Origin of the sequence: Ruegeria sp. PrR005 (assembly GCF_010500245.1) — a bacterium.
Lineage (GTDB): Bacteria > Pseudomonadota > Alphaproteobacteria > Rhodobacterales > Rhodobacteraceae > Ruegeria_B > Ruegeria_B marisflavi.
Window position 1 is genome coordinate 380,532 of record NZ_JAAGOX010000022.1, and the last position, 25,406, is coordinate 405,937.

Annotated in this window: 26 protein-coding genes; 14 read left to right on the top strand and 12 right to left on the bottom strand. The window is 65.1% G+C overall.

The annotated features are described in order from the left end of the window. The first annotated feature begins 61 nt into the window (after nt 1–61). From G0P99_RS14315 to G0P99_RS14340, 6 genes are all read left to right on the top strand, one after another. The gene (locus G0P99_RS14315) at nt 62–1,024 is read left to right on the top strand and encodes a DMT family transporter (RefSeq protein WP_164130936.1); all 963 of its coding nucleotides are present in this window, start codon (nt 62–64) and stop codon (nt 1,022–1,024) included. 10 nt (nt 1,025–1,034) lie between these two features. Then, nucleotides 1,035–1,655: an HAD family phosphatase gene (locus tag G0P99_RS14320; protein ID WP_164130938.1), complete on the top strand. Its 621-nt coding sequence runs from the start codon at nt 1,035–1,037 to the stop codon at nt 1,653–1,655. Continuing rightward, nucleotides 1,652–2,566 carry an ornithine cyclodeaminase family protein gene (locus G0P99_RS14325; protein ID WP_164130940.1) on the top strand — a complete coding sequence of 305 codons (915 nt, stop codon included), beginning with the start codon at nt 1,652–1,654 and terminating at the stop codon, nt 2,564–2,566. The genes G0P99_RS14320 and G0P99_RS14325 overlap by 4 nt, the downstream gene beginning before the upstream one ends. Further along, nucleotides 2,563–3,483, top strand: a complete 921-nt coding sequence (locus G0P99_RS14330) for an alpha/beta hydrolase (RefSeq protein ID WP_164130942.1) — start codon at nt 2,563–2,565, stop codon at nt 3,481–3,483. Before G0P99_RS14325 ends, G0P99_RS14330 begins: the two co-directional genes overlap by 4 nt. A gap of 176 nt (nt 3,484–3,659) precedes the next feature. Then, the gene (locus G0P99_RS14335; RefSeq protein WP_164130944.1) at nt 3,660–4,076 is read left to right on the top strand and encodes a universal stress protein; all 417 of its coding nucleotides are present in this window, start codon (nt 3,660–3,662) and stop codon (nt 4,074–4,076) included. Between the two features lie 39 nt (nt 4,077–4,115). After that, nucleotides 4,116–5,765 (top strand): BCCT family transporter, encoded by a 1,650-nt coding sequence (locus tag G0P99_RS14340; RefSeq protein WP_164130946.1) that lies wholly within the window; start codon nt 4,116–4,118, stop codon nt 5,763–5,765. Nucleotides 5,766–5,773: 8 nt separating this feature from the next. Here G0P99_RS14340 and G0P99_RS14345 read toward each other — a convergent pair whose 3' ends face one another. Further along, entirely contained in the window at nt 5,774–6,667 is an 894-nt protein-coding gene (locus G0P99_RS14345; protein WP_164130948.1) for a LysR substrate-binding domain-containing protein, read from the bottom strand. Nucleotides 6,668–6,770: 103 nt separating this feature from the next. Here G0P99_RS14345 and G0P99_RS14350 point away from each other — a divergent pair, with 103 nt between their 5' ends. Continuing rightward, nucleotides 6,771–6,998: a hypothetical protein gene (locus G0P99_RS14350; protein ID WP_164130951.1), complete on the top strand. Its 228-nt coding sequence runs from the start codon at nt 6,771–6,773 to the stop codon at nt 6,996–6,998. On the opposite strand, the gene G0P99_RS14355 is transcribed toward G0P99_RS14350, so the two are convergent. Beyond that, nucleotides 6,995–8,230 carry an MFS transporter gene (locus G0P99_RS14355; RefSeq protein ID WP_164130953.1) on the bottom strand — a complete coding sequence of 412 codons (1,236 nt, stop codon included), beginning with the start codon at nt 8,228–8,230 and terminating at the stop codon, nt 6,995–6,997. The genes G0P99_RS14350 and G0P99_RS14355 overlap by 4 nt on opposite strands. Nucleotides 8,231–8,381: 151 nt before the next feature. On the opposite strand from G0P99_RS14355, the gene zapE reads away from it, so the two are divergent. Then, nucleotides 8,382–9,443 (top strand): cell division protein ZapE, encoded by a 1,062-nt coding sequence (gene zapE, locus G0P99_RS14360; RefSeq protein WP_164130955.1) that lies wholly within the window; start codon nt 8,382–8,384, stop codon nt 9,441–9,443. Nucleotides 9,444–9,640: 197 nt separating this feature from the next. Here zapE and G0P99_RS14365 read toward each other — a convergent pair whose 3' ends face one another. After that, a complete protein-coding gene (locus G0P99_RS14365) occupies nt 9,641–10,291 on the bottom strand; it encodes a carbonic anhydrase (protein WP_164130957.1) in 651 nt (216 codons plus the stop codon). 168 nt (nt 10,292–10,459) lie between these two features. On the opposite strand from G0P99_RS14365, the gene G0P99_RS14370 reads away from it, so the two are divergent. The 5 genes from G0P99_RS14370 to G0P99_RS14390 all read left to right on the top strand — a co-directional run bounded on the left by G0P99_RS14370 (nt 10,460) and on the right by G0P99_RS14390 (nt 15,131). After that, entirely contained in the window at nt 10,460–10,831 is a 372-nt protein-coding gene (locus G0P99_RS14370; RefSeq protein WP_370462798.1) for a hypothetical protein, read from the top strand. Nucleotides 10,832–10,913: 82 nt separating this feature from the next. Continuing rightward, nucleotides 10,914–12,293: a M17 family metallopeptidase gene (locus tag G0P99_RS14375; protein ID WP_164130959.1), complete on the top strand. Its 1,380-nt coding sequence runs from the start codon at nt 10,914–10,916 to the stop codon at nt 12,291–12,293. Further along, nucleotides 12,290–13,039, top strand: coding sequence for an NlpC/P60 family protein (locus tag G0P99_RS14380; protein WP_164130961.1), 750 nt, complete (start codon nt 12,290–12,292; stop codon nt 13,037–13,039). The genes G0P99_RS14375 and G0P99_RS14380 overlap by 4 nt, the downstream gene beginning before the upstream one ends. Nucleotides 13,040–13,092: 53 nt before the next feature. Then, on the top strand, nt 13,093–13,947 hold the full coding sequence (sseA, locus tag G0P99_RS14385; protein ID WP_164130963.1) for a 3-mercaptopyruvate sulfurtransferase: 855 nt from the start codon (nt 13,093–13,095) through the stop codon (nt 13,945–13,947). Beyond that, a complete protein-coding gene (locus G0P99_RS14390) occupies nt 13,947–15,131 on the top strand; it encodes an amino acid aminotransferase (protein ID WP_164130965.1) in 1,185 nt (394 codons plus the stop codon). The genes sseA and G0P99_RS14390 overlap by 1 nt, the downstream gene beginning before the upstream one ends. A gap of 51 nt (nt 15,132–15,182) precedes the next feature. Here G0P99_RS14390 and G0P99_RS14395 read toward each other — a convergent pair whose 3' ends face one another. Further along, nucleotides 15,183–15,824: a hypothetical protein gene (locus G0P99_RS14395; RefSeq protein ID WP_164130967.1), complete on the bottom strand. Its 642-nt coding sequence runs from the start codon at nt 15,822–15,824 to the stop codon at nt 15,183–15,185. Between the two features lie 5 nt (nt 15,825–15,829). After that, nucleotides 15,830–16,339 carry an Rrf2 family transcriptional regulator gene (locus G0P99_RS14400; RefSeq protein ID WP_164130969.1) on the bottom strand — a complete coding sequence of 170 codons (510 nt, stop codon included), beginning with the start codon at nt 16,337–16,339 and terminating at the stop codon, nt 15,830–15,832. Nucleotides 16,340–16,494: 155 nt separating this feature from the next. On the opposite strand from G0P99_RS14400, the gene G0P99_RS14405 reads away from it, so the two are divergent. Then, complete coding sequence (locus tag G0P99_RS14405; RefSeq protein WP_164130971.1) at nt 16,495–16,725, top strand: DUF2798 domain-containing protein; 231 nt, start codon at nt 16,495–16,497, stop codon at nt 16,723–16,725. Nucleotides 16,726–16,732: 7 nt separating this feature from the next. Here G0P99_RS14405 and polA read toward each other — a convergent pair whose 3' ends face one another. From polA to G0P99_RS14440, 7 genes are all read right to left on the bottom strand, one after another. Next, a complete protein-coding gene (gene polA, locus G0P99_RS14410) occupies nt 16,733–19,534 on the bottom strand; it encodes a DNA polymerase I (protein WP_164130973.1) in 2,802 nt (933 codons plus the stop codon). A 151-nt stretch (nt 19,535–19,685) separates the two neighbouring features. Beyond that, complete coding sequence (locus G0P99_RS14415; protein WP_164130975.1) at nt 19,686–20,054, bottom strand: cupin domain-containing protein; 369 nt, start codon at nt 20,052–20,054, stop codon at nt 19,686–19,688. Nucleotides 20,055–20,066: 12 nt separating this feature from the next. Beyond that, nucleotides 20,067–21,107, bottom strand: a complete 1,041-nt coding sequence (locus G0P99_RS14420; protein WP_164130977.1) for a YeiH family protein — start codon at nt 21,105–21,107, stop codon at nt 20,067–20,069. A gap of 122 nt (nt 21,108–21,229) precedes the next feature. Beyond that, nucleotides 21,230–23,011: a sulfoacetaldehyde acetyltransferase gene (gene xsc / locus G0P99_RS14425; RefSeq protein ID WP_164130979.1), complete on the bottom strand. Its 1,782-nt coding sequence runs from the start codon at nt 23,009–23,011 to the stop codon at nt 21,230–21,232. 33 nt (nt 23,012–23,044) lie between these two features. Further along, the gene (locus G0P99_RS14430; RefSeq protein ID WP_164130981.1) at nt 23,045–24,445 is read right to left on the bottom strand and encodes an FAD-binding oxidoreductase; all 1,401 of its coding nucleotides are present in this window, start codon (nt 24,443–24,445) and stop codon (nt 23,045–23,047) included. 33 nt (nt 24,446–24,478) lie between these two features. After that, nucleotides 24,479–24,865: a nuclear transport factor 2 family protein gene (locus G0P99_RS14435; protein ID WP_164130983.1), complete on the bottom strand. Its 387-nt coding sequence runs from the start codon at nt 24,863–24,865 to the stop codon at nt 24,479–24,481. Between the two features lie 24 nt (nt 24,866–24,889). Then, nucleotides 24,890–25,399 (bottom strand): universal stress protein, encoded by a 510-nt coding sequence (locus G0P99_RS14440; protein ID WP_164130985.1) that lies wholly within the window; start codon nt 25,397–25,399, stop codon nt 24,890–24,892. Nucleotides 25,400–25,406: the final 7 nt, after the last annotated feature.

The window sequence follows — 25,406 nt, forward strand, 5'->3', positions numbered from 1 at the left end:
CGCGCTTGCCCCTGCCGGTCATTTCGGACAGGGATTGGCGGGCAGGCAAGGGAGCGGGCGGATGAGCGGCGAGGTCAGGGTGAACGTGCTGGGTCTTTTGGCCGCGATGGGGGCCGGGATCTGCTTTTCCGTCATTGACGTGGTGTTCAAGTTCTTTTCCGGCGACTATCCGCTGTATCAGATGGTGCTGATCCGGTCGGTGGTGGCGATGGTGGTGCTGCTGGCGGTGTTCGTGCCGCTGGAGGGCGGGGTGCAGGTATTGCGCACCCGGCAACCGCGCCTGCACATGGCGCGCAGTTTCGCGGTGCTGCTGGCCAACCTGTTTTTCTTTACCGGGCTGGCGGTGATGCCGCTGGCCGAGGCGGTGGCGATCGCCTTTGCCACGCCGCTGATCGTGACCACGCTGTCGGTGGTGTTCCTGCGCGAGCGGGTCGGTCCGTGGCGCTGGGGCGCGGTGTTTGCCGGATTCCTGGGCGTGCTGGTGATCATGCGGCCGGGAACCGAGGCGTTCCAGCCGGCGGCGGTGCTGCCGCTCTTGGGCGCCTGCGGCTATGCCACGCTGCATGTGCTGACACGCCGGGCGGGCGGCGCGGACCGGGGGGCGACGCTGACCTTTTACCCGTTGCTGGCGTTTCTGGTGGTGAGCGCGCTGGTGGGGCTGACGCTGGGCGACGGGCGGTTTGCCAGCGGCGACAGTGCGGCGCTGGATTTCATCCTGCGGGAGTGGCGCTGGCCCGCACCGGAGCACTGGAAGTATTTCCTGGCGATGGGGGTCGTGGGGTCCATCGGTGGTTATCTGACGGCGCAGGCTTATCGGTTGTGCGAGGCGGGGCTGGTGGCGCCGTTCGAATACATCGCCATGCCGATGGCGGTGCTGTGGGGCGTGCTGATCTTTGGCGAATGGCCGGACAGGGCGGTTTGGGCCGGTTCCGGGTTGATCATTGGCGCCGGTCTTGTTTCAGTCTGGCGCGAGACACGGCGTGGCCGCACCCCGAGCCGCCCGCGCCCCAGGTCGCAGAGTTGAGGAATGTGTCATGACCATAGAGGCCGTCATTTTCGACATCGGCAATGTGCTGATCGAGTGGCAACCGGAGCGTTATTACGACCGCACCATCGGCGTGGCGCGGCGGCAGGCGATGTTTGCCGAGGTGGACCTGCACGAGATGAACGACCTGGTGGATCAGGGGCATCATTTCACCGACACGATCTATGACTGGGCCGAGAAATATCCCGGTTGGCGGGACGAGATCCGGGCCTGGCATGACAGCTGGATCGAGCTGGCCACGCCCGAGATCCCGCATTCCGTGCGCCTGATGCGGGCGCTGAGGGCGCGGGGCGTGCCGGTCTTTGCGCTGACCAATTTCGGAGTGCAGAATTTCGATTATGCCTGCACGGTCTATCCGTTCCTGACGGAGTTCGACCGGGCCTATGTCTCGGGCCGGATGCGGATGGTGAAGCCGCATGTGCCGATCTATGCCGCGGTCGAGGCCGATTGCGGGCTGGCACCGGAGCGGATGCTGTTTGCCGATGACCGGGCCGAGAATATCGACACCGCCCGCGCCCGTGGTTGGCAGGTGCATCATTTCACGGGACCCGAGGGCTGGGCCGCGCGCCTGGTGGCCGAGGGGTTATTGACCGAAGGAGAGGCCGCATGAGCATTATCCATATTCCCTTTGCCGAGGGCGAGGCCAAGCTGGACTGGCTGGAATTGACCCGGGCGCTGGCCGATGGCCACACCCTGCCCAAGGCCCAGATCGGCGATACGTTCCTGTATCGCGATCCCGATACGATGCTGACGCGGTCGGCCTGGATCGACGGGCTGGGCATTGCGGTCAAGACCGCCAATATCTTTCCGCGCAACCCGGAGCGGGGCGATCCGATGATCAACGGGGCGGTGAACCTGTACAGCGACCACGACGGGGCGCTGTCTGCGCTCGTGGATTTCCACCTGGTGACCAAGTGGAAGACGGCGGGCGACAGCCTGCTGGCGGCGCTGCGGCTGGCCGACCCCGACGCGCGCGAGGTGCTGGTGGTGGGTGCTGGTACCGTGGGCCTGTCGCTGTGCGAGGCGTTTGGGGCGGGGTTTCCCAAGGCGGCCCTGAAGATGTGGAACCGCACCCGGTCGAAGGCCGAGGAGGTCGCGGCGCGGTATGACGGGCTGGAGGTGGTCGACGATCTGGCGCAGGCGGTGAACCGGGCCGACATCATCGTCACCGCCACCATGTCGAGCGAACCGGTCATTCGCGGCGAGTGGCTGCGCCCGGGTCAGCACCTGAACCTGATCGGCGCCTATCGGCCCGACATGCGCGAGGCCGATGACGAAGCGATGCGCCGCGCGCGCATCTTTGTCGACAGTTTCGACACCACCGTGAACCATATCGGCGAACTGATGATGCCGCTGGCCGATGGGGTGATCGCGCGGTCGGATGTGCTGGCCGATTTCTACGAGCTGGACGCGTTCAAGGCGGGCCGGGACGACATCACGCTGTTCAAGAACGGTGGCGGCGCGCATCTGGACCTGATGACCAGCCGCTATATCCTGGACAAATGGCAGGGCCAGGCGTGATCTGGCTCGCCGTCGCCCTATCCGTACTGGCGGCGGCACCGTTCCTGCGCGAGGCCACGCGCCAGCCGATGGGACCGGCGGCCCGGCGCGACGCGCCGGGTGCGATGACGGCCCTGTCACGCGGCAGGACCCATTACCGCTGGCATGGTCCGGCGCGAGGTCCGGTTGTGGTCTGCGTGCACGGGCTGACGACGCCCTCGTTCGTCTGGGGCGGCCTGATCGGCGGGCTGACGGATCTGGGATGCCGGGTGCTGACCTATGACCTGTACGGGCGTGGATATTCGGACCGGCCCGGCGGGGTGCAGGATGAGGCGTTTTTTGTCGGGCAGCTGGAAGAGTTGCTGGCCGACCGGCGGGTTGGCGGCGATATCACGCTGATCGGCTATTCGATGGGCGGCGCGATCGCCACCTGTTTTGCCGCACGCCACCCGGGCAGGGTGCGGCGCCTGCTGCTGCTGGCTCCGGCGGGGATGGGCATGGAGGATACCGGGATGATCCGGTTTATCCGCGCAACGCCACTGATCGGCGACTGGCTGATGCTGGCGTTTTTTCCGCGCCGTCACCGCCGTGGGGTGCAGTCCGAGCAGGGCACGGCCAGTGCGGTGCCGGATATCGTCGCGTTGCAGTTGCGGGAGCTGAAATGGCGCGGGTTCGTGCCCGCCGTGCTGGCCAGCCTGCGCGGGATCCTGTCGCGCGCGCTGGAGGGGGAACACCGGGCCTTGCAGGCCGCGGGCGTTCCGGTGCTGGCAATCTGGGGGCGGCAGGACGTGGTTATCCCGCTGTCTGCCAGCGACCGGTTGACGGACTGGAACAGCGACGCCCGCCACGCGGTGATCGAGGGGGCGGGCCATGGGCTGACCTATACCCATAGCGGTGAAATCCTGGAGATATGGCGCGACCATCTTCGCGTCGGATGACCCCGCAGCGGCGGTGGTTTGGCCGCGGCCGTCCTGCCCCGGGTCGGGTGATTGTTTGAACTTTGAGGGGAAACGCGGTAACACTGTTTCTATTGCAACCAGAAAGCCTGATCACAGGCGGTGTTGCAAAACCCGGAAACAGACTGGCCAGGTGCCGGTCGGAAACAGGAGGGGACATGTTCCAGAAAATTGTTGTACCCATTGACCTTGCGCATGCCGAACGGCTGGAGCGCACATTGCGCATCGGCGCCGATCTGGCGCGCCATTACAAGTCCGAGTTGTGCTTTCTCGGAATCACGACGACCACGCCCGGCGCCATTGCCCGCAGGCCCGAGGAGTTTGCCGAAAAGCTGGAGAGCTTTGCGCGGGATCAGGCGGCACGGCATGGCGTGGCCACGTCGAGCCATGCGCTGGTGGACCATGATCCGTCGGTGCAGATGGACCGGACGCTGCTGGCGGCGACAGAGACGCTGGGCGCCGATCTGGTGGTGATGGCGACCCATTTGCCGAACGTGACCGATTACATCTGGTCCGGCCACGGTGCGCATCTGGCTGCGCATTCCAGCGCCTCGGTAATGCTGGTCCGCGGCTGAGGAATTCACGAGAAAGCATTGAACGAAAGGAGGCCCGATATGGCCGACCAATCGAAAGAGACCCTGGAAGGCATACCCAGCCCCGAGGGCGCGGCGCATGTCATTGATACCGAGTACGAGATCGGGCAGGACAACCTGGAGGGCAATGTCGGGCCGTTCGGGTTTGACATTCACAACCCGGTCTTCCTGATCTCGGGCCTGGCGATCGTGGCTTTTGTTTTCTACACGCTGGCGCTGCCGGATCAGGCGGGGGCGCTGTTTTCGTGGCTGTTTGGTGCAGTGACCAAGGGGTTCGACTGGTTCTTTCTGGGCGCGGCGAACATCTTTGTCATCTTTTGCCTGCTGCTGATCGTGACACCTTTGGGCAATGTGCGGCTGGGCGGCAGCGCGGCTGTGCCGGATTACTCTTATGTCGGCTGGTTCGCGATGCTGTTTGCCGCCGGTATGGGCATCGGGCTGATGTTCTATGGCGTGGCCGAGCCGATGAGCCATTTCTCGTCGTCGATGGGGGGCACCGCCGCCGAGGGCGGCGCGCGCACCGACTGGGCGCCACTGGGCGCCGCCGCCGGGGACCAGGCGGCGGCGATGCGGCTGGGCATGGCGGCGACGATCTTTCACTGGGGTCTGCACCCTTGGGCGATCTATGCCGTGGTGGCGCTGGCGCTGGCGCTGTTCAGCTATAACAAGGGTCTGCCGCTGACGATCCGCTCGGCCTTCTATCCGATCTTTGGCGATGCGGTCTGGGGCTGGGTCGGCCATGTGATCGACACGCTGGCGGTGTTTGCCACGCTGTTTGGTCTGGCGACCTCGCTGGGGTTCGGGGCGACGCAGGCCAATGCGGGGCTGAACGAGCTGTTCGGCATTCCCGTTGGCCCGACGACCGAGGTGATCCTGATCTCTGTCATCACCGCGATTGCGCTGGTGTCGGTGCTGCGGGGGCTGGATGGCGGCGTCAAGGTGCTGTCCGAGATCAACATGGGGCTGGCGTTTCTGCTCTTGATCTTTGTGCTCTTGGTCGGGCCAACCGTGTTCCTGCTGACGCTGTTTGCGGATTCGCTGGTAGCTTATTTCCAGTATCTGCCGGCGCTGTCCAACCCGGTCGGGCGCGAGGATGTCAACTTCAGCCAGGGTTGGACCTCGTTCTACTGGGCGTGGTGGATCAGCTGGTCGCCCTTTGTCGGCATGTTCATCGCCCGGGTCAGCCGGAGCCGCACGGTGCGCGAATTCCTGGTCTGCGTGCTGCTGATCCCCTCGCTGGTTTGTGTGTTGTGGATGTCGGTTTTTGGCGGTACCGCGCTCTATCAGGTGGTCAATGACGGGTATACCGTCGCGCAGGATGCGGCGTTGGAGCTGAAGCTGTTCAAGATGCTCGACGTGCTGCCGCTGGCCGGAATCACCTCGTTGGTGGGGATCGTGCTGGTGATCGTGTTCTTCGTCACTTCGTCTGACTCGGGCTCGCTGGTGATCGACACGATCACGGCGGGCGGCAAGGTCGATGCGCCGGTGCCGCAGCGTGCGTTCTGGTGCATCTTTGAAGGCGCTGTCGCCATCGTGCTGCTGCTGAGCGCGGGCGGGTTGCAATCGCTGCAATCCATGGTGATCTCGACCGGCTTGCCGTTCACCGTGGTGCTCTTGCTGATGTGTTGGGCGATCTACAAGGGCCTTATGAGCGAACGCCGCGCGATGTAGCGCGTTGGTCAGGGGCTGGCCGTGCGGACGCGTGCGGCTTCGTCGATCAGCCATTGGCGGACCGCGCGCACCGGTTTGCGCCGGTGCGCGCGGCTGTTGACGGCAAGGTAATAGCCGCCGAAACGTAGCGCCAGCGGGGCAAGTTCGACCAGCGCGCCAGAGCGGCGTTCGGGTTCGCACAGGTTTTCGTCCATGAGCACGGCGCCAAGGCCCGAGACCGCCGACTGGATCGCCAGGAGCGCACTGAGCGGATGGGGCAGGTCGAGCGGGGGAAGCTCGGCCAGCCCGGCCTGTTCGAACCACACGGGCCAGAGGCGGAAGGTCGCTTCCTCGATCAGCGGGCCACGGGCCAGCGCGGCCAGGTCGAGCTGGCCATTAGCTGTTGGCGCGAAACCGGGCGCGGCGTAGGCGTGGACCATGGAGGGCAGCAGTAGATCGTAGCCCTGCGGTGGGTCGGATCGCAGGTAGCGCAGGCCGATGTCGAAATCATGCGCCTCGATATCCATGACCTGGGTGCTGACGGAGATCTCAAGTGTGATGTCGGGGTGCAACGCCCGGAGCTTGCCCAACCGGGGGACCAGCCATTTCTGCGCGATGGTGCTCTCGGTGGTCAGCGTCACCTTGCCCTGTGGCGGGACCGAGAGCGCCTCGGTCGCCTCGGCGATGAGATCGAAGGCCGGGGTGATCTGTGCCAGATAGGCGCGGCCCTGATCGGTGAGTTCGACGCCGGTGTTACGGGTGCGAAAGAGATGGACATTGAGCCGCTGCTCCAGCCCCCGGACATGCCGCGAGATCGCGGAATGCGACACGTTGAGTTCGGTAGCGGCCCGGGTGAAGCTGCCCAGCCTGCCGGCCGCCTCGAAGGCGCGCAGGGCGTTCAGCGGGGGCAGGACACGGGGCATGGCCCTTTGTGACTTTTTGGAACAATGGCTGTCAAGGAACGGCGTTTGAGCGGCCGCGCCGGGCGGGCGCAAGATGGGGTCAGGTCATCGACGGAGGTTTGACATGGCACATCTGGATCATCGGGCGGGCATCGTTGTTCAGGTTTCACCCCGGCAGGTCGCCGGATTGTTCCGGGGCTTGGGCCGCCGGGTGTTGGGCGGCTTCGGGGCGCTGTTGCGCCCCGCGTCGGGTGCAGAGCAACTGTCGCCCAGGTTGCGGCGGGATGCGGGGCTGGACGATCCGCGCGCAGAGTGGGAGGCGGCGCGCAAGGCGCCGCTGATCCGGGGTTAGGCCGGAACTGCCGCGCGGTTCTCGCGGATCGGCAGGTGGACGATGGCGCTGAAGGCACCGACGCCGACACCGATCCACCAGACCATGGTGTAATCGCCATAAAGGTCGTACATCCGCCCGCCGAGCCAGACGCCGAGGAACCCACCCAGCTGGTGGCTGAGGAAGATGATGCCATAGAGCGTGCCCATGTAGCGCAGCCCGTAAAGATGCGCGACAAGGCCCGAGGTCAGCGGCACGGTGGCAAGCCAGAGCGAGCCCATCGCAACCGAGAACAGGATCACCGACAGGGGCGTGATCGGCAGCAGGATGAACACGGCCCCGATCACCGTGCGGGCGGTATAGATGCCGGCCAGCAGGTATTTCTTGGGGAAGCGCTTGCCCGCCCAGCCCGCCGTCAGGGTGCCTGCGATATTGGCCAGCCCCACCAGCGAGATCGCCACCGCGCCGAGCGCCGAGGTGGTGGTGATCCCCATCGAATGCAGTACCCCACCGGGCAGGATCGGGCCGCACATCTCGGTCACGAAGGCAGGGAAATGCGCGGTGATGAACGAGAGCTGATAGCCGCAGCTGAAAAAGCCCAGAAAGATCAGCGTATAGGACGGGTCGCGAAAGGCGCGGGACAGGATCTGGCCCATGCTCTCTTGCAGCTCGGCCTTGCTGGCGGGTTCGGGCGCCCGCAGCATCGGCAGGGTCAGCACCAGCGCCAGGACCGCCACCGCAAAGACGATGAACACCTGTTGCCAGGGCAGGAAGGTCAGCAGCCATTCCGCCGTGGGCGCGCCGATCACCTGTCCGACGCTGCCTGCGGCGGTGATGAGGGCAAGGCTCATCGAGCGGTTCTCGTCGCTTGACGCCCGCGCGACCACCGCGAGGATCACGCCAAAGCCGGTGCCCGCGATGCCAAACCCCACCGCCCAGGCATAGATCTGATGTTCGAGCGGCGTGGTCGACCAGGCGCTGAGCACCATGCCGCCAGCATAAAGGAGCGCGCCGAGGAAGATCGCCTTGCGGTCGCCGATCTTTTCCGAGATGGCGCCAAAGATCGGCTGGCCGATGCCCCAGGCAAGGTTCTGGATGGCGATGGCCAGCGAGAAATCCGAGCGCAGCCAGCCGAACTCCTCGGCAATCGGGATCTGGAACACGCCGAACGAGGCGCGCACCGCAAAGCTGACGGTGATGATGATGCAGCTGACGATCAGGATCGGATTGATCAGGCGGGCCGAACGGTCCATTGGCGGTCTCCGGTATTCGTGTCCGGCGGACCCTAAGTCCAAACGCGGCGGCGTCAATTCAGGAGTTTTGGGGGCATCATTAACGAAAATTGATGCGAGCAGCGGGAACGGGCCGCTTTTCAAGGCCGGACAGGTTGGGTATGGCTGCAAAATGACCGCTGTTTCCGCTCTTTACGCCGCCCGTGTCGCCGAGGGCGCCCTGCATGCCGATACCGCCCAGGAGGCGGCGCTGGCCGAGTTCGACCGGATTTTCGAAGCGTTGAGCGCCCCGGTAAAACGCGGGTTGTTCCGCAAGGCGCCGCCGCCGCCCCGGGGGGTGTACCTGTGGGGCGGGGTCGGGCGCGGCAAGTCGATGCTGATGGACCTGTTTGTCGAGGCGCTGGGCGATACGGTGCCGGTGCGCCGGGTTCATTTCCACGCCTTCATGCAGGAAATCCACGCGGGCATGCACGAAGCGCGCGCCAAGGGCGTGGCCGATGCGCTGGCGCCCGTTGCCGATGCGGTTATCCGCTCGGTCAAGGTGCTGGCGTTCGACGAGATGCAGATCACCGATATCACCGACGCGATGATCGTGGGGCGCCTGTTCGAGGCGCTGTTTGCGGCGGGCGTGGTGGTGGTGACCACTTCGAACCGGGTGCCGGACGATCTCTACAAGGACGGGTTGAACCGGCAGCTGTTTTTGCCCTTCATCCAGTTGATCAAGGAGCGGATGCGGGTGTGGGAGATGGTCTCTCCCACCGATTACCGGCAGAACCGGCTGGAGGGCGCCCGCGTCTATTTCTCGCCCATCGGGCCTGAGGCACGGGCCGAGATCGCGACGATCTGGCGCGACCTGACCGGGGGGGCGGGGGGGCCGCTGATCCTCAAGGTCAAGGGCCGCGATGTGGAGTTGCCCGCGTTCCGCAACGGCATCGGGCGGGCCAGTTTCTATGATCTCTGCGGGCGGATGCTGGGACCGGGCGATTACCTGGCCATCGCCGAGGCGGTCAAGGTTCTGGTGCTGGAAGACATCCCGCGTCTGAGCCGCAACAATTTCAACGAGGCCAAGCGGTTTGTGACCCTGATCGACGCGCTCTACGAGGCGCGGGTGCGGCTGATCTGTTCGGCGGCGGCCGAGCCGGAGATGCTCTATGTCGAGGGCGAGGGCACGTTCGAATTCGAACGCACCGCCTCGCGCCTGCGCGAGATGCAGGACAAGGATTGGGGCGTCTAGCGCGGTCTGGTCTGGGTCTGTCAGGGGGCGCTGCCCCCGCCGCCCTTCGGGCGACTCCCCCGGAGTATTCTGACCAGAAAGAAGCAGAGTTTCAGGTGGCGCCGGGCGCACCCTGTCGTCCGCCGCGTCAGCGGCGCCCGGCCCAACGGCCGCGGATCGTCAGATCCGGCGGCAGGCGGGAGCGCTTGCGGTCTGGGTCAGACCGGTACGAACCTGTCGGCGGCCGGGTCGAAGCATTGCAGCCCGCCTTCGCCGATATCGGTCCAGAGGCCGTGCAGGCTGAGGGTTCCGTCATCGATCGCGGAGGCGATGAAGGGGAAGGTCATCAGGTTTTCCAGCGAGGCCACGACCGCGTGTTTTTCCAGCTGGCGCACTTGTTCGTCCTCGTCGCTGATCGCGGCCACGTGTTCGTATTTCGGTTTGAGGATGTCCATCCAGCGACCGACAAAGCTTTCCTTGGCCTCCAGCTGCGGCGCGTGGCCCTTGCACATGTCGAGGCATCCCTTGACGCCGCCGCATTGCGAATGGCCGAGCACGATCAGATGCGCCACTTTCAGCACGGTGACCGCGTATTCCACCGCCGCGCTGGTACCGTGGTGATCGCCGTCGGGCAGGTAGGGCGGCACCAGGTTGGCGACGTTGCGGTGGATGAAGAACTCACCCTGGTCGGCGCCGAAGATCGAGGTCACGTGTACCCGGCTGTCGCAGCACGAGATCACCATTGCGCGCGGGCGCTGTCCCTCGGTCGCCAGCCGCCGGTACCAGACCTGGTTCTCGGCATAGGTCGTCGCTTTCCAGCCGTGGTAACGCTGTACCAGATAACTGGGCAGGGGGCGGGCGAGTTTCATCAGGGTCTTCCTGTCTGGTATTGGGTTGCAGGTGGCTTTAGGCCAGTTTGGCAGAAAATTCGAGATATTTCATGTCGCAGCCGCAACCTTTTGCAAACCTCTTTTGCGCCACGATGCCTGGCGTGTCGTGGGGGCACGAAAGATTGGGTGAGACTTGTGGTGGAAAAGATCGTGACGCTCGTACAGAGCGAATCCGTTCGCCTGGACCCGGAGCGTCTGGGCGGGCTTTATCGGCAATTGGGTGACGCGGGGGCCGAGGATGTGGTCTGTCGCGCCATCGAGGAACTGGCGGTGCGCCTGTCGCATTGCGAGCGGCACTGGCGTCAGGGCGACTGGCGGAGCCTGCGCAAATGCGCGCGCTCGCTGATCGCGATTGCGGAACAGATCGGCATGGTGGCGCTGGCCCGGGTGGCCCGCAGCGTGACCGATGCGGTGGACAATGGCGATCAGGTCGCGACCAGCGCGGTGCTGTTCCGGCTGATCCGGGTCGGCGAGCGGTCGCTGACCGAGGTCTGGGATTTGCAGGACATGTCGATCTGACCGGTCCCGGGCCTTCGGTGGGGCTTGCGGGCGGGCCAACTGTGGCTAGTCTGGGCACGTGTTCCAAACCCGAGGTCTAACGATGCCGCTTGAATTCGCCCCTGCTGACGCCTCTGCGCGGCCCCTGCATGTGATTGATCAGGCCGGTCTTGATAGCTGGCTGGAGGGGCAGCCCGACCGGGTGGCGGCCTGGGTGCGGGCCAGCGGTTTTACCGGGGCGATCGGCCATGTGCTGCTGATCCCGGACGAGGCAGGCGCGCCGGTGGCGGCACTGGCGGGGTATGGCAAGCCCGAAACCCGGGCGCGCAAGCGGTTCGTTTTGGCCGCCGCGGCCGAAAAGCTGCCCGAGGGTGCGTGGCGTATCGCCTCGGGCCTGCCGCCCGAGGCGGCCGCGACCGAGGCGCTGGGCTGGTTGATGACCGGCTATGCCTTTGACCGCTACAAGGCGCAATCTCCGGCCAAGGCGCGGCTGGTTGCGCCCGAAGGTGTCGATGCGGCACGTATCGAGGTGCTGGCGGCGTCCGAGGCACTGACCCGTGATCTGGTCAACACGCCCGCGCAGGATATGGGACCGGATGCCTTGCAGGCGGCGGCCGAGGCGCTGGCGGCGGAATTCGGGGCCAGTTGCTCGGCGGTCGTGGGCGATGACCTGCTGACGCATAACTTTCCGATGATCCATGCGGTGGGCCGCGCCGCGACGCGCGCGCCCCGCCTGATCGAGATGTGCTGGGGCGAGCTCGGGCCCAAGCTGACGCTGGTGGGCAAGGGGGTCTGTTTCGACACTGGCGGGCTGGACCTGAAACCGGCATCCAGCATGCTGTTGATGAAAAAGGACATGGGCGGCGCGGCCAATGTGCTGGGGCTGGCGCGGATGATCATGGCGCTGGGTCTGAAGGTGCAGCTGCGGGTGCTGATCCCGGCGGTGGAGAACGCGGTGGCCGGCAATGCGTTCCGGCCCGGCGATATCCTGACTTCGCGCAAGGGGCTGACGGTCGAGATCAACAATACCGATGCCGAGGGGCGGCTGGTGCTGGCCGATGCGCTGGCGCTGGCCGACGAGGGGGCGCCGGACATGGTGATCTCGATGGCGACGTTGACCGGCGCGGCGCGGGTGGCGGTGGGGCCGGACCTGGCGCCGTTCTATACCGATGACGACGCGGCCGCGCAGGCACTGGCCGAGGCGGCGGCGGGCGCCGCCGATCCGGTCTGGCGGATGCCGTTTCACACGCCTTATGAGGAACTGATCGAGCCGGGGATCGCCGATCTGGACAATGCGCCGGGCGGCGGCATGGCCGGGTCGATCACGGCGGCTTTGTTCCTGCGCCGGTTCGTCGCGGCGCGTTACATGCATTTCGACATCTTCTCGTGGCAGCAGGCCAATGCGCCGGGTCGGACCAAGGGCGGGTTCGGGCAAGGACCGCGCGCCCTGTTGGGCGCGCTGCCCCGGATGCTGAACCTGTGAGCGGCCGGGCTGTCATCCGGCCGGTCGTCGACCTGTTGCGGCGGCCCGACGGGCCGCGCGACCGGCAGGTGTTGCTGGGCGAGCGGGTGGAGGTTCTGGAGGTCTCGGACGGCTGGGCACGCGTGCGCGCCGCCAAGGATGGGTATGAGGGCTGGGTTCCTGCCACGGCACTGGGCGAAGATACGGAGCCGACCCATTGGGTCAGTGCGCCCTCGGCCCATGCCTATGCCGAGGCCGACCTGAAGAGCCCGGACCGGATGGCGATCAGTTTCGGGTCGCGGGTTGCGGTGCGCGCGGTGACGGGGCGGTTTGCCGAGACCGCGCATGGCCATATCCCGGTGCAGCACCTGATGCCGGTCGGCGAGAGGATGACCGATCCGGTCGCGGTGGCGGAACTGTTTCTGGGCACGCCTTACCTGTGGGGCGGTGACAGCCGCTGGGGGATCGACTGTTCCGGGCTGGTGCAGGCGGCGCTCTTGGCCTGCGGGATCGACTGCCCCGGTGACAGCGGGCCGCAGTCGCGCGCGGTCGGGGCGCTGTTGCCTGCGGGTACGCGGCCCGAGCGGGGCGATCTGTTGTTCTGGACGGGCCATGTAGCGCTGGTGGCCGATGCCGGGCGGATCCTGCATGCCAACGGCAAGGACATGGCGGTGGCCTATGAGCCGCTGGAACAGGCCATAGACCGCATCGCCGCACAGGGCGAAGGCCCCGTGACCGCGCATCGCAGGCCCGCCATCCCCGCTTGAACCCGCGCCACGGGTTCGATAGGGACAAAACAGCGCGCAATCGGGAGGCTCTTATGCAGGACGATCCGAAAACACTGGTTTCCACCGACTGGCTCGCCGCCCATCTGAAGGATCCCGATCTGCGGATTCTGGATGGGTCCTGGCACCTGCCGCATCTTGGCCGAGACGCCAAGGCCGAATATGACGCCGCCCATATCCCCGGCGCGCGGTTTTTTGACATCGACGATATCTCGGACCATCGGTCGGACTTGCCGCATATGGTGCCGCCGGTCGAGAAGTTCATGTCTCGGCTGCGGGCGATGGGCGTTGGCGATGGCCACCAGGTGGTGGTTTACGACTCGCTGGGTCTGCAATCGGCGGCGCGGGTGTGGTGGCTGTTCAAACTGATGGGGCAGGACAATATCGCCGTGCTGGATGGCGGTCTGCCGAAATGGCAGGCCGAGGGGCGCGAGACCGAGGATCTGCCGCCGGTGGTGCGCGACCGTCACATGACGGTGCGGGTACAGAACCATCTGGTGCGCGATGTGACGCAAGTGTCGGCGGCGGCCAAGCTGCACGATCACGAGATCGTCGATGCCCGCTCGGCCGGGCGCTTTGCCGGGACCGATCCCGAACCGCGCCCAGGTCTGCGTGGTGGCCATATCCCGGGGTCGAAGAACGTGCCCTTTGGCACGCTCTTGAACAAGAACGGCACGATGAAATCGCCCGCCGACTGCCGCGCCGTGTTCGAGGCCGCAGGCGTCGATCTGTCCAAGCCGGTGATCACCACCTGCGGCTCGGGCGTGACGGCGGCCATTCTCAGCCTGGCGCTTCAGCGCATGGGCAAGACCGATCACTCGCTTTATGACGGCTCCTGGGCTGAATGGGGTGCCTTCCCGACCCTGCCCGTCGCAACTGGAGAGAACTGATGTTCGAAAACCTCAAGGCGCAGCCTGCGGACAAGATCCTTGCATTGATGCAGATGTACAAGGACGATCCGCGCACCGACAAGATCGACCTGGGCGTTGGCGTCTACAAGAACGCCGAGGGCGTGACCCCGGTGATGCGCGCCGTCAAGGCCGCCGAAAAGATCGTGTGGGAGAGCCAGGAAAGCAAATCCTATACCGGGCTGATCGGCGATCCGGCCTATTCGGATGCGATGATCAAGCTGATCTTGGGCGATGCGGTGCCGCGCGCCAATGTGGGCGCTGCGGCCACGCCGGGGGGCACCGGCGCCTGTCGTCAGGCGTTCGAGCTGATCAAGATGGCCGGCCCCGAGGCGCGCGTTTTCGTGTCGGACCCGACCTGGCCCAACCATATCTCGATCCTGAACTACCTGGGCATGACCATGGTGCCCTATCGCTATTTCGATGCCGAAACCCGTGGCGTCGATTTCGAGGGCATGCTGGCCGATCTGGAACAGGCGCGCGCGGGCGACGTGGTGCTGCTGCATGGCTGCTGCCACAACCCGACCGGCGCCAACCTGAACCTGGTGCAGTGGCAGGAGGTGGTAAAGCTGATCAATGCCAAGGGTCTGGTTGCGATGATCGACATCGCCTATCAGGGCTTTGGCGACGGGCTGGAGGAAGATGCGCAGGGCACCCGGCTGGTGGCCGCGTCGGTCAAGGAATGCCTGATCGCGGCATCCTGTTCCAAGAACTTTGGTGTTTACCGCGAGCGCACCGGCCTGTTGATGGCGGTGAGCCAGGACAGCGGCCAGACCGCGCTGAACCAGGCAACCCTGGCGTTTCTGAACCGTCAGAATTACTCCTTCCCGCCCGATCACGGGGCGCGGGTGGTGACGACGATCCTGAACGATGACGCGCTGCGCGCCGACTGGATGGCCGAGCTGGAGGAAATCCGCCTGTCGATGCTGGGTCTGCGCCAACAACTGGCCGACGAGTTGCAGCGGCTGACCGGCTCGGACCGGTTCGGCTTCATCGCGCAGCATCGGGGCATGTTCTCGCGCATAGGTGCGGCGCCCGAGCTGGTCGAGAAGCTGCGGACCGAGTTCGGCATCTACATGGTGGGCGACAGCCGGATGAACATCGCCGGGCTGAACGCCAAGACGGTACCGATCCTGGCCAAGGCGATTGTCGACGCCGGGATCTGAGTCCCAACGCCTAATGGCAAAGGCCGCCCCAACGGGCGGCCTTTTGTCGTTTCAGGGCGCAAAGCCCGGCACGAACTGGCGCAGATAGGCCAGCCAGTCGGGTGGCAGCGCGATGTCGTAGAACGCGCCCAGCAGCATCGCCACGATCAGGGCGGCGATGGTCCCCCCGGCAAGTGTCATGCCCCAGAACACCGCGCGGGCCTGTGCACGCGCGCCCCGGCGCAGCAGGATCAGCCGAAAGGCGCAGCCCAGATGCACGAACAGGGCAATCACGCCCAGGCTGTAATAGGGGATGAAATACCAGGTGAAGGGCGCGCCGCTCATCACCGAGGCGGGCCAGTAGAAATTGGTGTCCAGCCCGTCGACCCAGCGTGCCAGCGCCAGCGCGATCACGTGTTCGGTCATGAAATAGAGCACCAAACCACCCGAGATCACCTGTGCCCTCGCCCATGGCTCGCGTAACCCGCGCCGGACACGGGCGATCAGCAGTTTCAGCCCCAGACCCATCTGCACCAGCGCCGAGGTCAGAACCAGCGGCTCGACCACCGGATTGCGATAGATCAGGCGCAGTACGTCCTGGGTGGCGTTATAGGCGTTCACCCCCCATAGCCCGGACAGGTGGGTGATGAAATGCAGCAGCAGAAAAGCGGCAAACACCGCACCGTTCCAGCGGTGAATCTTGCGGGCGATCATGGCGCCTACTCCCTGGCGGTCGTGTCTTGCGAAAGTTTGTCTTGGAACCAGGCCAGCGCCTTGGCGGCCTGTTCCGGTGGGGTATCCTGCATCCCCATTCGCCCGATATCGGCCAGCGTCACACCGGCCAGTTCGCGCCGCCACGCCGCCTCGGCCCGCCACATCGAGCGGGCGATGCCGCAGGGGCGCAGGTATTTGTCATCGGCCACGCCGCTGGGTCCGCAGCGGCGCAGTTCGGTGCAGCGGAACTGTCGCTCGGGGCCGTCGATGGCCTGAACCATGTCGAGCAGGGTGATTTGCGCAGGTGGGCGGGCCAGCGCATAGCCGCCGCGCGGCCCGCGGCGGGTTTCGACAATGCCCGCCGCCGACAGTTTCTGCATCTGCTTGGCCAGATAGGGCTCGGGCAGGTCAAAGAACTCGGCCAGAAGCCGGGCGGGTAGCGGGGTGTCGGGGGGCAGGGCGGCCAGCAGGCTACAGGCATGCGCCGCCCATTCCAGTCCTTCGGTGTGTTTCATAAAGCGGATAAAATATGTCCGTAATAGAGTCGTCAAGCCCCGATCGCTCCTTGGTTCACGAGGCCGTGTTGTGCGGGTCAGGTGTGCCGTGAGAAGGTTGCGCTTTGCGGGCGGGAGTTGTATTCGGTTATAGGAATATGAAGTGAGGCTGTCAGATGTTCCCCGCCCGTTTTGCCCCGATCCTGTTTGCCCTGATCATGTCTGGGTTGATGTCCTGTATCGTCACCTGCATCGCGACCCTGCGCGCGGTGGGGATGAGTGATGACATGGCAGACAAATGGATGGGGGCCTGGGGGATCGCCTGGCCCACCGCCTTTGTGGTTCTGCTGTTCGTGGCGCCGCTGACCCGCCGGATGGTCGCGGCCCTGGTGCGCGCCGAGGGCTGAGCGAAGCCTAGTGCGCCTCGGCCCAGTTGGCGCCGCGGCCCGCGTCCACCACCAGTTTCACGTCAAGCCGTACGGCCGGATCGGCGGCGCCCTCCATCACGTCGCGGGCGGCGGTGATGGTGGCGTCAACCGCGTCCTCGGCCACTTCGAACAGCAGTTCGTCATGCACCTGGAGGAGCATTTTCGCGGGCAAATCGCGAATGGCATCCGGCATCCGCACCATGGCGCGGCGGATCACGTCGGCTGCCGTGCCCTGGATCGGGGCGTTGATGGCGGCGCGGCGGGCAAAGCCCGCATGCGGCCCCTTGGCGTTGATCTCGGGCGTGTGGATCTTGCGGCCAAAGAGGGTCTGCACAAACCCGTGTTCCTTGGCGAAGGCGATGGTGTCATCCATGTAGGTGCGGATGCCGGGGAAACGCTCGAAATAGCGGTCGATGAATTCCTGCGCCTCGGCGCGCGGAATGCGCAGGTTGCGGGCGAGGCCAAAGCCCGAAATGCCGTAGATCACGCCGAAGTTGATCGCCTTGGCGCGGCGCCGGATTTCCGGCGTCATCTGATCCAGCGGCACGTCGAACATCTCGGACGCGGTCATTGCGTGGATGTCGAGCCCGTCGGCAAACGCCTGTTTCAGTGCCGGGATATCGGCGATATGGGCCAGGATGCGCAGCTCGATCTGAGAATAGTCGAGACTGACCATCACGTTGCCCGGCTCGGCCACGAACGCCTCGCGGATGCGGCGGCCTTCTTCGGTGCGGACGGGGATGTTTTGCAGGTTCGGGTCGGTCGAGGCCAGCCGCCCGGTATTGGCGCCGGTGATTGAATACGAGGTATGGACCCGCCCGGTATCGGGGTTGATATGCCCTTGCAGGGCATCCGTGTAGGTCGATTTCAGCTTTTGCAGCTGCCGCCAGTCGAGGATACGCGCGGGCATTTCATGTTCTGTCGCCAGATCCTCGAGCACGTCGGCCGGGGTCGAATACTTGCCGGTCTTGCCGCGCGTGCCGCCGGGCAGCGACATCTTGTCGAACAGGATCTCGCCCACCTGCGCGGGCGATCCGACGTTGAAAGGTTCGCCCGCCAGTTCGTGAATCTCTGCTTCCAGCCCCGCCATCTTTTGCGCGAAAGCGTTCGACATCCGGCTGAGCACGTCGCGGTCGACCTTGACGCCGTGCATTTCCATCTCGGCCAGCACCGGCACCAGCGGGCGTTCGAGCGTTTCGTAGACGGTGGTGACCTGAACCCGGTGCAGCTGAGGTTTGAAAAGCTGCCACAGGCGCAGGGTGATGTCTGCATCCTCGGCGGCATAGGCGGTGGCATCGTCAATCGCCACCTTGTCGAAGGTGATCGCGGATTTGCCGGAGCCCAGCAGCGGTTTGATCGGGATCGGCACATGGCTGAGATACATCTCGCTGAGCGCGTCCATGCCGTGGCCGTGCTTGCCGCCGTGCATCGCGTAGGACATCAGCATGGTGTCGTCGATCGGCGCGACGTCGATGCCGTGACGGGCAAAGATCTTGGCGTCGTATTTCATGTTCTGGCCGATCTTGAGGATCGCTTCATCCTCGAGCATCGGTTTCAGGAGATTGAGCGCCTCTTGCAGCGGCATCTGCCCCTCGGCCAGCTTGTCCGAGCCAAAAAGGTCGTTTGCATCGCCGTCGCGGTGGCCCAGCGGGATGTAACAGGCGGCGCCCGGTTCGATTGCCAGCGAGATACCGACCAGTTCGGCGCGCATCTCGTCAAGGCTGGTGGTTTCGGTATCGACCGCCACCCAGCCGCGTTCGTGCGCCTGTGCGATCCATTTTTCCAGCGCCGCCGCGTCACGCACGCATTCGTATCTGGACGCGTCAAAGGGCGGCTGTTCGGGGGCGGGTGCGTCTTCTGTCGCGGGGGCGGGGGCCTCGGTGATGACCGGCGCCTCGGCGCCAAGCTTGTCGGCGATGCGCTTGGTCAGGGTGCGGAACTCCATTTCGGCCAGAAAACCCAGGAGTTTTTCCGGGTCCGGGTCGCGCAGTTCCAGATCGTCCAGCGTGAAATCGAGCGGGGTGTTGGCGTCAAGCGCGACCAGGCGTTTCGAAAGCTCGATCTGGGCGCGCATCTCGATCAGGGTCTGGCGGCGCTTGGGCTGCTTGATCTCTTCGGCGCGGTTCAGCAGCTCTTCGAGCGAGCCGAATTCGTTGATCAGGAGTGCTGCGGTCTTGACGCCGATGCCGGGGGCGCCGGGCACGTTGTCGACGCTGTCGCCTGCCAGCGCCTGCACATCGACGACCCGGTCGGGGAAGACACCGAATTTCTCGAACACGCCGTCGCGGTCGATGCGCTTGTTCTTCATGGCGTCGAACATCTCGACCCCGTCGCCCACCAGCTGCATCAGGTCCTTGTCGGAGCTGACGATGGTGACCCGCCCGCCCGCGTCGCGGGCCTGGTGCGACAGGGTGGCGATGATGTCGTCGGCCTCGTATCCCTCCAGCTCCTTGCAGGGGATGTTGAAAGCCTCGGTCGCGGCCCGGGTCAGCGGGATCTGCGGGCGCAGGTCCTCGGGCATCGCCTCGCGGTTGGCCTTGTAGAGGTCGTAGAGGTCGTTGCGGAAGGTGTGGCTGCCCTTGTCGAAGATCACCGCCAGATGGGTTGGTGCATCGGGACCGTGATCGCCATCGACATAGCGTTGCAGCATGTTGCAGAAACCCGACACGGCCCCGATGGGCAGGCCGTCGGATTTGCGCGTCAGCGGCGGCAGTGCGTGATAGGCACGAAAGATAAAGGCCGATCCGTCGATCAGATGCAGATGGCAACCCTTGCCGAAAGTGCTCATGCCGTTCGCTCCCCGCTGTGTTCCTGGGGGTCAGTCCTGCCATGTTCCGGAGCCCGATGCCAGTACCCGGGGGCATGCAATCGGAAAGACCGGCCGCCCTGAACTCAGGTTGGCCGGTCTTGAAACCCCTTGTGCGGTGGAAATGTGCCGGTCAGGCGGGGGCGTAGTCGCGGATCACGAAATGTTTGGTCGTGGTTTCCAGCACCTGCCAGTAGCCGCGAAAGCCGTTCGGGATCAGAAAGGAATCGCCGGTGCGGAACTCTTGTTCATGGCCGTCTTCGGCGATCAGCCTGACATGGCCCGAAACGATGAAGCAGAACTCGTCCCGGTCGGTGAAGGCGTGCCACTTGCCTGGCGTGCTGGTCCAGGTGCCTGCCAGGCAGGTGCCGTCGGGGCTGGTGTGGCGCATCCGGGTGACGTGATGCGGGTCGCCCGCAACCACCCGGCCCGGCAGATCGGCCAGGCGCCGTTCGCTGGTTTCCTGCGGTTCCGCGATGAAATCAATGACATGGGTGGTCATGCGCATCCCTTCTTATCCGATGAAATGGGTGATCCCGTAGAGGATGAACCCGGCGATGAAGAGTGTCTCGGCCACGATCAGGATGATCGCCTGCCCGCCCACTTCGAAGATGGTCTTGAGCGAGGTCTTCATGCCAACGGCGGCGATGGAGATCAACAGCGCCCAGGCGGAAAGATCGCCAAGCGCGGTGCGCACCACGTCCGGAACAAGGCCGAAAGAGTTGATCCCGGCGAGGATCAGGAACATCACCACAAAGGAGGGCATCAGCGGCGGGCGCTTGCCGCCGTCCTGCGGATCTGCGGCGGCAAAGCTGCGGATCGCCAGCGAAAAGACCAGCACCACCGGGGCCAGCATGGTCACGCGGATCAGCTTGACCACGGTCGCGGTTTCGCCGGTCTGTTCGGAGACCGAGAAGCCGGCGCCGACGACCTGCGCGACGTCATGGATGGTGCCGCCGAGGAAGACACCGGCGGCGACATCATCGAGGCCCAGCGTGTTGGTGATGATCGGATAGGCGATCATCGCAACGGTGCTGAGGACGGTCACGCCGAGAACGGTGAAGATGAGGTTGCGTTCGGATTGCTCGTTCTTGGGCAGGACGGCGGCGATGGCCATGGCCGCCGATGCGCCGCAGATCGCGACCGAGCCGCCGGTGAGCAGCGCAAAGCGCCAGCCGCGACCGAGCAGCCGCGAGCCCAGCAGCCCGAACAGGATGGTCAGGATCACCCCCGCGATGACCAGCCCGATCAGTTCCGGGCCGAGCCCGATCAGCAGTTCGACACTGATCCGTGCGCCAAGCAAGGCGACCCCGGCCCGCAGGACCGTGCGCGAGGTAAAGGCGATGCCGGCAACGCATTTGCCGTCTTCGGCCAGAAAGTGAAAGGCGATCCCCAGGAGCAGCGCCATCAGCATCGCCGGAGCGCCGTAATGTTCGGAGAGGAATTTCGCGGCCACGGCGATCACGGTCGAAACCAGCAGCCCCGGGCCGATGCCCGACAGGGTGGCGGGCAGCCCGGCCAGGCCGGATTTCGCGGCGGTCAACGAAACAGCCATTGTCTATTCTCCTTTGCCGCGTTGCCTGAGGCACGCGGGAGCGGCCCCTTGGACCGGTGGATATGTCTGGGAACGAGGGGGCAGGCGAGGCCTGCCCCCCTTTTCGGGTCAGGGTTCGGCGATCAGGCGACCTGTTGGGTGCGCATGTCGTCGCGGTTGATCCCGGCGACCTGGACCGGTCTCTTCATCGCGTCGCGGCGGAAGGGTTCGCCCAGTTCCTGGTTCAGAACGACCTCGATAAAGGTGGTGATCCCCTCCTTCATCTGTTCCTGCACGGCGGTGCGCAGAACCTCGGTGAGCTGTTCCATCGTCGTGACCTGCACGCCTTTGAGGCCGCAGCCCTCGGCGATCTTGGCATAGTTGACGTCGAGGTTCAGTTCGGTGCCGACGAAGTTGTCGTCGAACCACAGCGTCGTGTTGCGCTTTTCCGCGCCCCATTGGTAGTTACGGAACACCACCATGGTGATCGCGGGCCAGTCGCCGCGGCCGCAGGCGGTCATCTCGTTCATCGAGATGCCGAATGCGCCGTCCCCGGCAAAGCCGATCACCGGCGTATCCGGGCAGCCGATCTTGGCGCCGAGGATCGCGGGCAGGCCATAGCCGCAGGGACCGAAAAGGCCCGGCGCCAGGTATTTCCGGCCCTTGTTGAAGGACGGATAGGCGTTGCCGATGGCGCAGTTGTTGCCGATGTCGGAGGAAATGATCGCGTCTTCGGGCATTGCCGCCATGATCGCGCGCCAGGCCTGACGCGGGCTCATGTGATCGGGTTTGGCCGCGCGGGCGCGGGCGTTCCAGGTGATGCCCTCGTCGGTGTCATCCTCGTGATCCATCGAGCTGAGTTCCTGTGCCCAGCGCGACTTGGTGGTGGCGATCAGGTCGCGGCGTTCGGCGCGGCCCTTGTCGCCGGCACCGTCGGCAAGCTGCGCCAGCAATTGCTCGGCCACCATGCGGGCGTCGCCCTGGATCGCTACGTCGACCTTTTTGGTCAGGCCGATCCGGTCAGAGTTGATGTCGACCTGGATGATCTTGGCCTGGGTCGGCCAGTAGTTGATGCCATAGCCCGGCAGGGTCGAGAACGGGTTCAGGCGGTTGCCCAGGGCCAGCACCACATCGGCCTTCTGGATCAGTTCCATCGCCGCTTTGGACCCGTTGTAGCCCAGCGGGCCGACCGACAGCGGATGGTTGCCCGGGAAGGCATCGTTGTGCTGGTAGTTGCAGCAGACCGGCGCGTCGAGCGCCTCGGCCAGACGGGCCGATGCGTCGATGGCACCCGACAGAACCACGCCCGCGCCGTTCAGGATGACCGGGAATTCGGCCTCGGACAGCAGCTTGGCCGCGGCCTTGACCGCATCGGCACCGCCTGCGGGGCGCTCCAGCCGGATGATCTGAGGCAGTTCGATGTCGATGACCTGGGTCCAGAAGTCACGCGGGATGTTGATCTGCGCGGGCGCCGAGCCACGCCATGCCTTTTCGATCACCCGGTTCAGCACTTCGGCCATGCGCGAGGGGTCGCGGACCTCTTCCTGGTAGCAGACCATGTCCTCGAACAGTTTCATCTGCTCGATCTCCTGGAAACCGCCCTGGCCGATGGTGCGGTTGGCCGCCTGCGGTGTCACCAGCAGCAACGGCGTGTGGTTCCAGTAGGCGGTTTTCACCGGGGTGACGAAGTTGGTGATGCCCGGGCCGTTCTGCGCGATCATCATCGACATCTTGCCGGTCGAGCGGGTGTAACCATCGGCGATCATCCCGCCCGAGGTTTCATGCGCGCAATCCCAGAACTTGATCCCGGCGGCCGGGAACAGGTCGGAGATCGGCATCATCGCGGACCCGATAATGCCAAAAGCATTGTCGATGCCGTGCATTTGCAGGACCTTAACAAAGGCCTCTTCGGTGGTCATTTTCATATGGGGCTCCAATCTTGGAAACAGGGGGAGGGGTTAAAGAATTTCGTCGTTCAGGTGGTACCAGTGGTACATGAAGCGCTGGCCGAGCCTGCGGAACGGGGTCAGGATGCCGTGGCTGGGCAGGGGCGAGTTGAAAATCGGCAGGTCGACCGGAATGCCCTTGCCCGAGACCAGCTCGGCCAGGCGTTTGCCGGCCTGGGCCGAGTACATCACGCCGTTGCCGCCATAGCCCATCGCGTAATAGACGGTGCGGTCACGGTCGGGCTGGAAGATGCGCGGCATCATGTCGTGGCTGACATCCACCCATCCCCACCAGGAATAGTCGAGATCAATTCCGGTCAGCGCCGGGAATTTCCGATGCAGCCCTGTGCGCAGCAGCGCGAGATGCTTGGGGTTCTCCGCATCCCGCCCGGTGATGGCGCTGCGGCTGCCGATCTGCATTCGCCCGTCGGGCAGCAGCCGGTAATAGTGGCGCAGCGTCCGGGTGTCGGTGAGCGGCGAATGCGTCTTGATCCCGCATTCGGCAAGCTCTTCTTCCGTCAGCGGGCGGGTGACGATCGAGTTGGACAGGATCGGCATCAGCCGGTGCTTGGTGCGATGGTTGAGGCCCGGCGGCGTATAGCCGGCCGTGGCCAGCGCAACCGCGCGGGCGCGCACCGTGCCACCCGGCGTTGTCAGGTGATGCACGCCGTCCTTGACCACCCAGCCCATCACCGGGCTGGCGGTGTGGATCTTGGCCCCCAGCTTGCGCGCCAGTCGGATATAGCTGAAGGCCAGCTTGCCCGCGTGAATGCAGGTGCCGTCCGGCTCCCACATGGCGCCATGCGCCTCTTGATCCTTGACATGTTCCTCGTGCAGCTCTTCGCGGCCGAGGATGCGCGAGCCATAGCCGAAGGTCTCGTTCAGGAGCTTGCTTTCCTTTTCCAGCTTGGGCATCACCTTGGCGCGGTGGGCGATGTAGTAATGTCCGCCCGTCTGCGGATCGCAGTCGATATCGTCCGAGCCGATCAGATCGTTGAACAGCTCGAACGCCTCGCAGACCTCGGCATGCATCATTTTGGCGGTATCGACGCCCCAGCGTTCGATCCATTGCGACCGCTTGAGACGGCCGGACGAGATCTGCGCCTGCCCGCCGTTGCGGGTGGAACAACCCCAGGCGACGGTATTGGCCTCGAGCACGGTGGCCTTGATGCCGTGTTCCTTTGCCAGGTGGATCGCGGTGGACAACCCGGTATAGCCCGAGCCGATGATGACGACATCGACATCCATGTCGTGCGACACCGGGCCGTCATCCTCGGGCGGAGTGCCGGCGGTGCCGATCCAGTAGGTCGGCGCATGGTCCCGGTTATGGCCGGGGCCCGCATCGATGATCGGATCGTATTTCGGATCGTAGGTGGCCTTGGGCCAGTGACGTGGCCGCAGATCTTGAGCCATGAAAGTGTTCCTGTGTGAAGGGAGGCGGGTTGGTCAGGCTTTGAAGGCGGGGCGCGATTTGCGCAGCGCCTGCTTCACCACGATCATGCCGTCGCGCAGGGTAAAGAGATCGGCGCCCTGCGCCTCGATCCGCATGCCGTTGGCGTCGGTGCCAGAGAAGGTCCATTCCGACACGGCGCGGTCACCATGGACAAAGTGGCTGTGGTGGTCCCAATGCGCATCCTTCATCCCGGCCCAGACGGCGGAGAAGGCGTTGGCGATGGCCTCGGCGCCTTCGACCTTGTTGCCATAGGCATGATCGCCGCCGACGGTGTAGAACACGCAGTCATCGGCGAAATGGGTCATCACGGCATCGACGTCGTGACGGTTGAAGGCGTCGAACGTATCGGCGAGGTCCTGGGCGGTGAGGGTCTTGGTCATGTGAGTATCTCCGGTATTTGGGTGTTATTTCTGGATCTGCTGGCTGTGTTCCCGATAGGGAACGACCAGCGTCGGGATGTCGGCGCGGCGCAGGACGCGGGTGGCGACCGTGCCGAGGAAGGTGTGGGTGAACCCGTGATCATGCGCGCCCAGGACGATCAGGTCGCAGCCGAGTTCCTTGGCCCGACGCAGGATCGCGTCGGCCGGGTGACCATCGACCACCTCGATCGAGGTCACCTGGTCGCGGATACGGGTGCCTTCGGCATCCAGCGCCGCCCAGAATCGCTGCTGACGTTCTGCCAGTATCTGCTTGACCATCTCGTGGCGGCGCTGGACCGCCTTTTCGCGGGTCTCGGTGTTGAGAATGAACATCTCAAGCGTCACCCTGGCGTCATCGGACAGGGGTTCGTTGACATGCAGGACGTGGATCTGCGCCCCTGTGACCTCGGCCAGGCTGGCGGCATGGCGCAGCGCATAGGTGGAGTTCTGCGACAGGCTGGTGGCAAAGAGGATATTGGTGATCGTCGGTTTCATCGGTGTT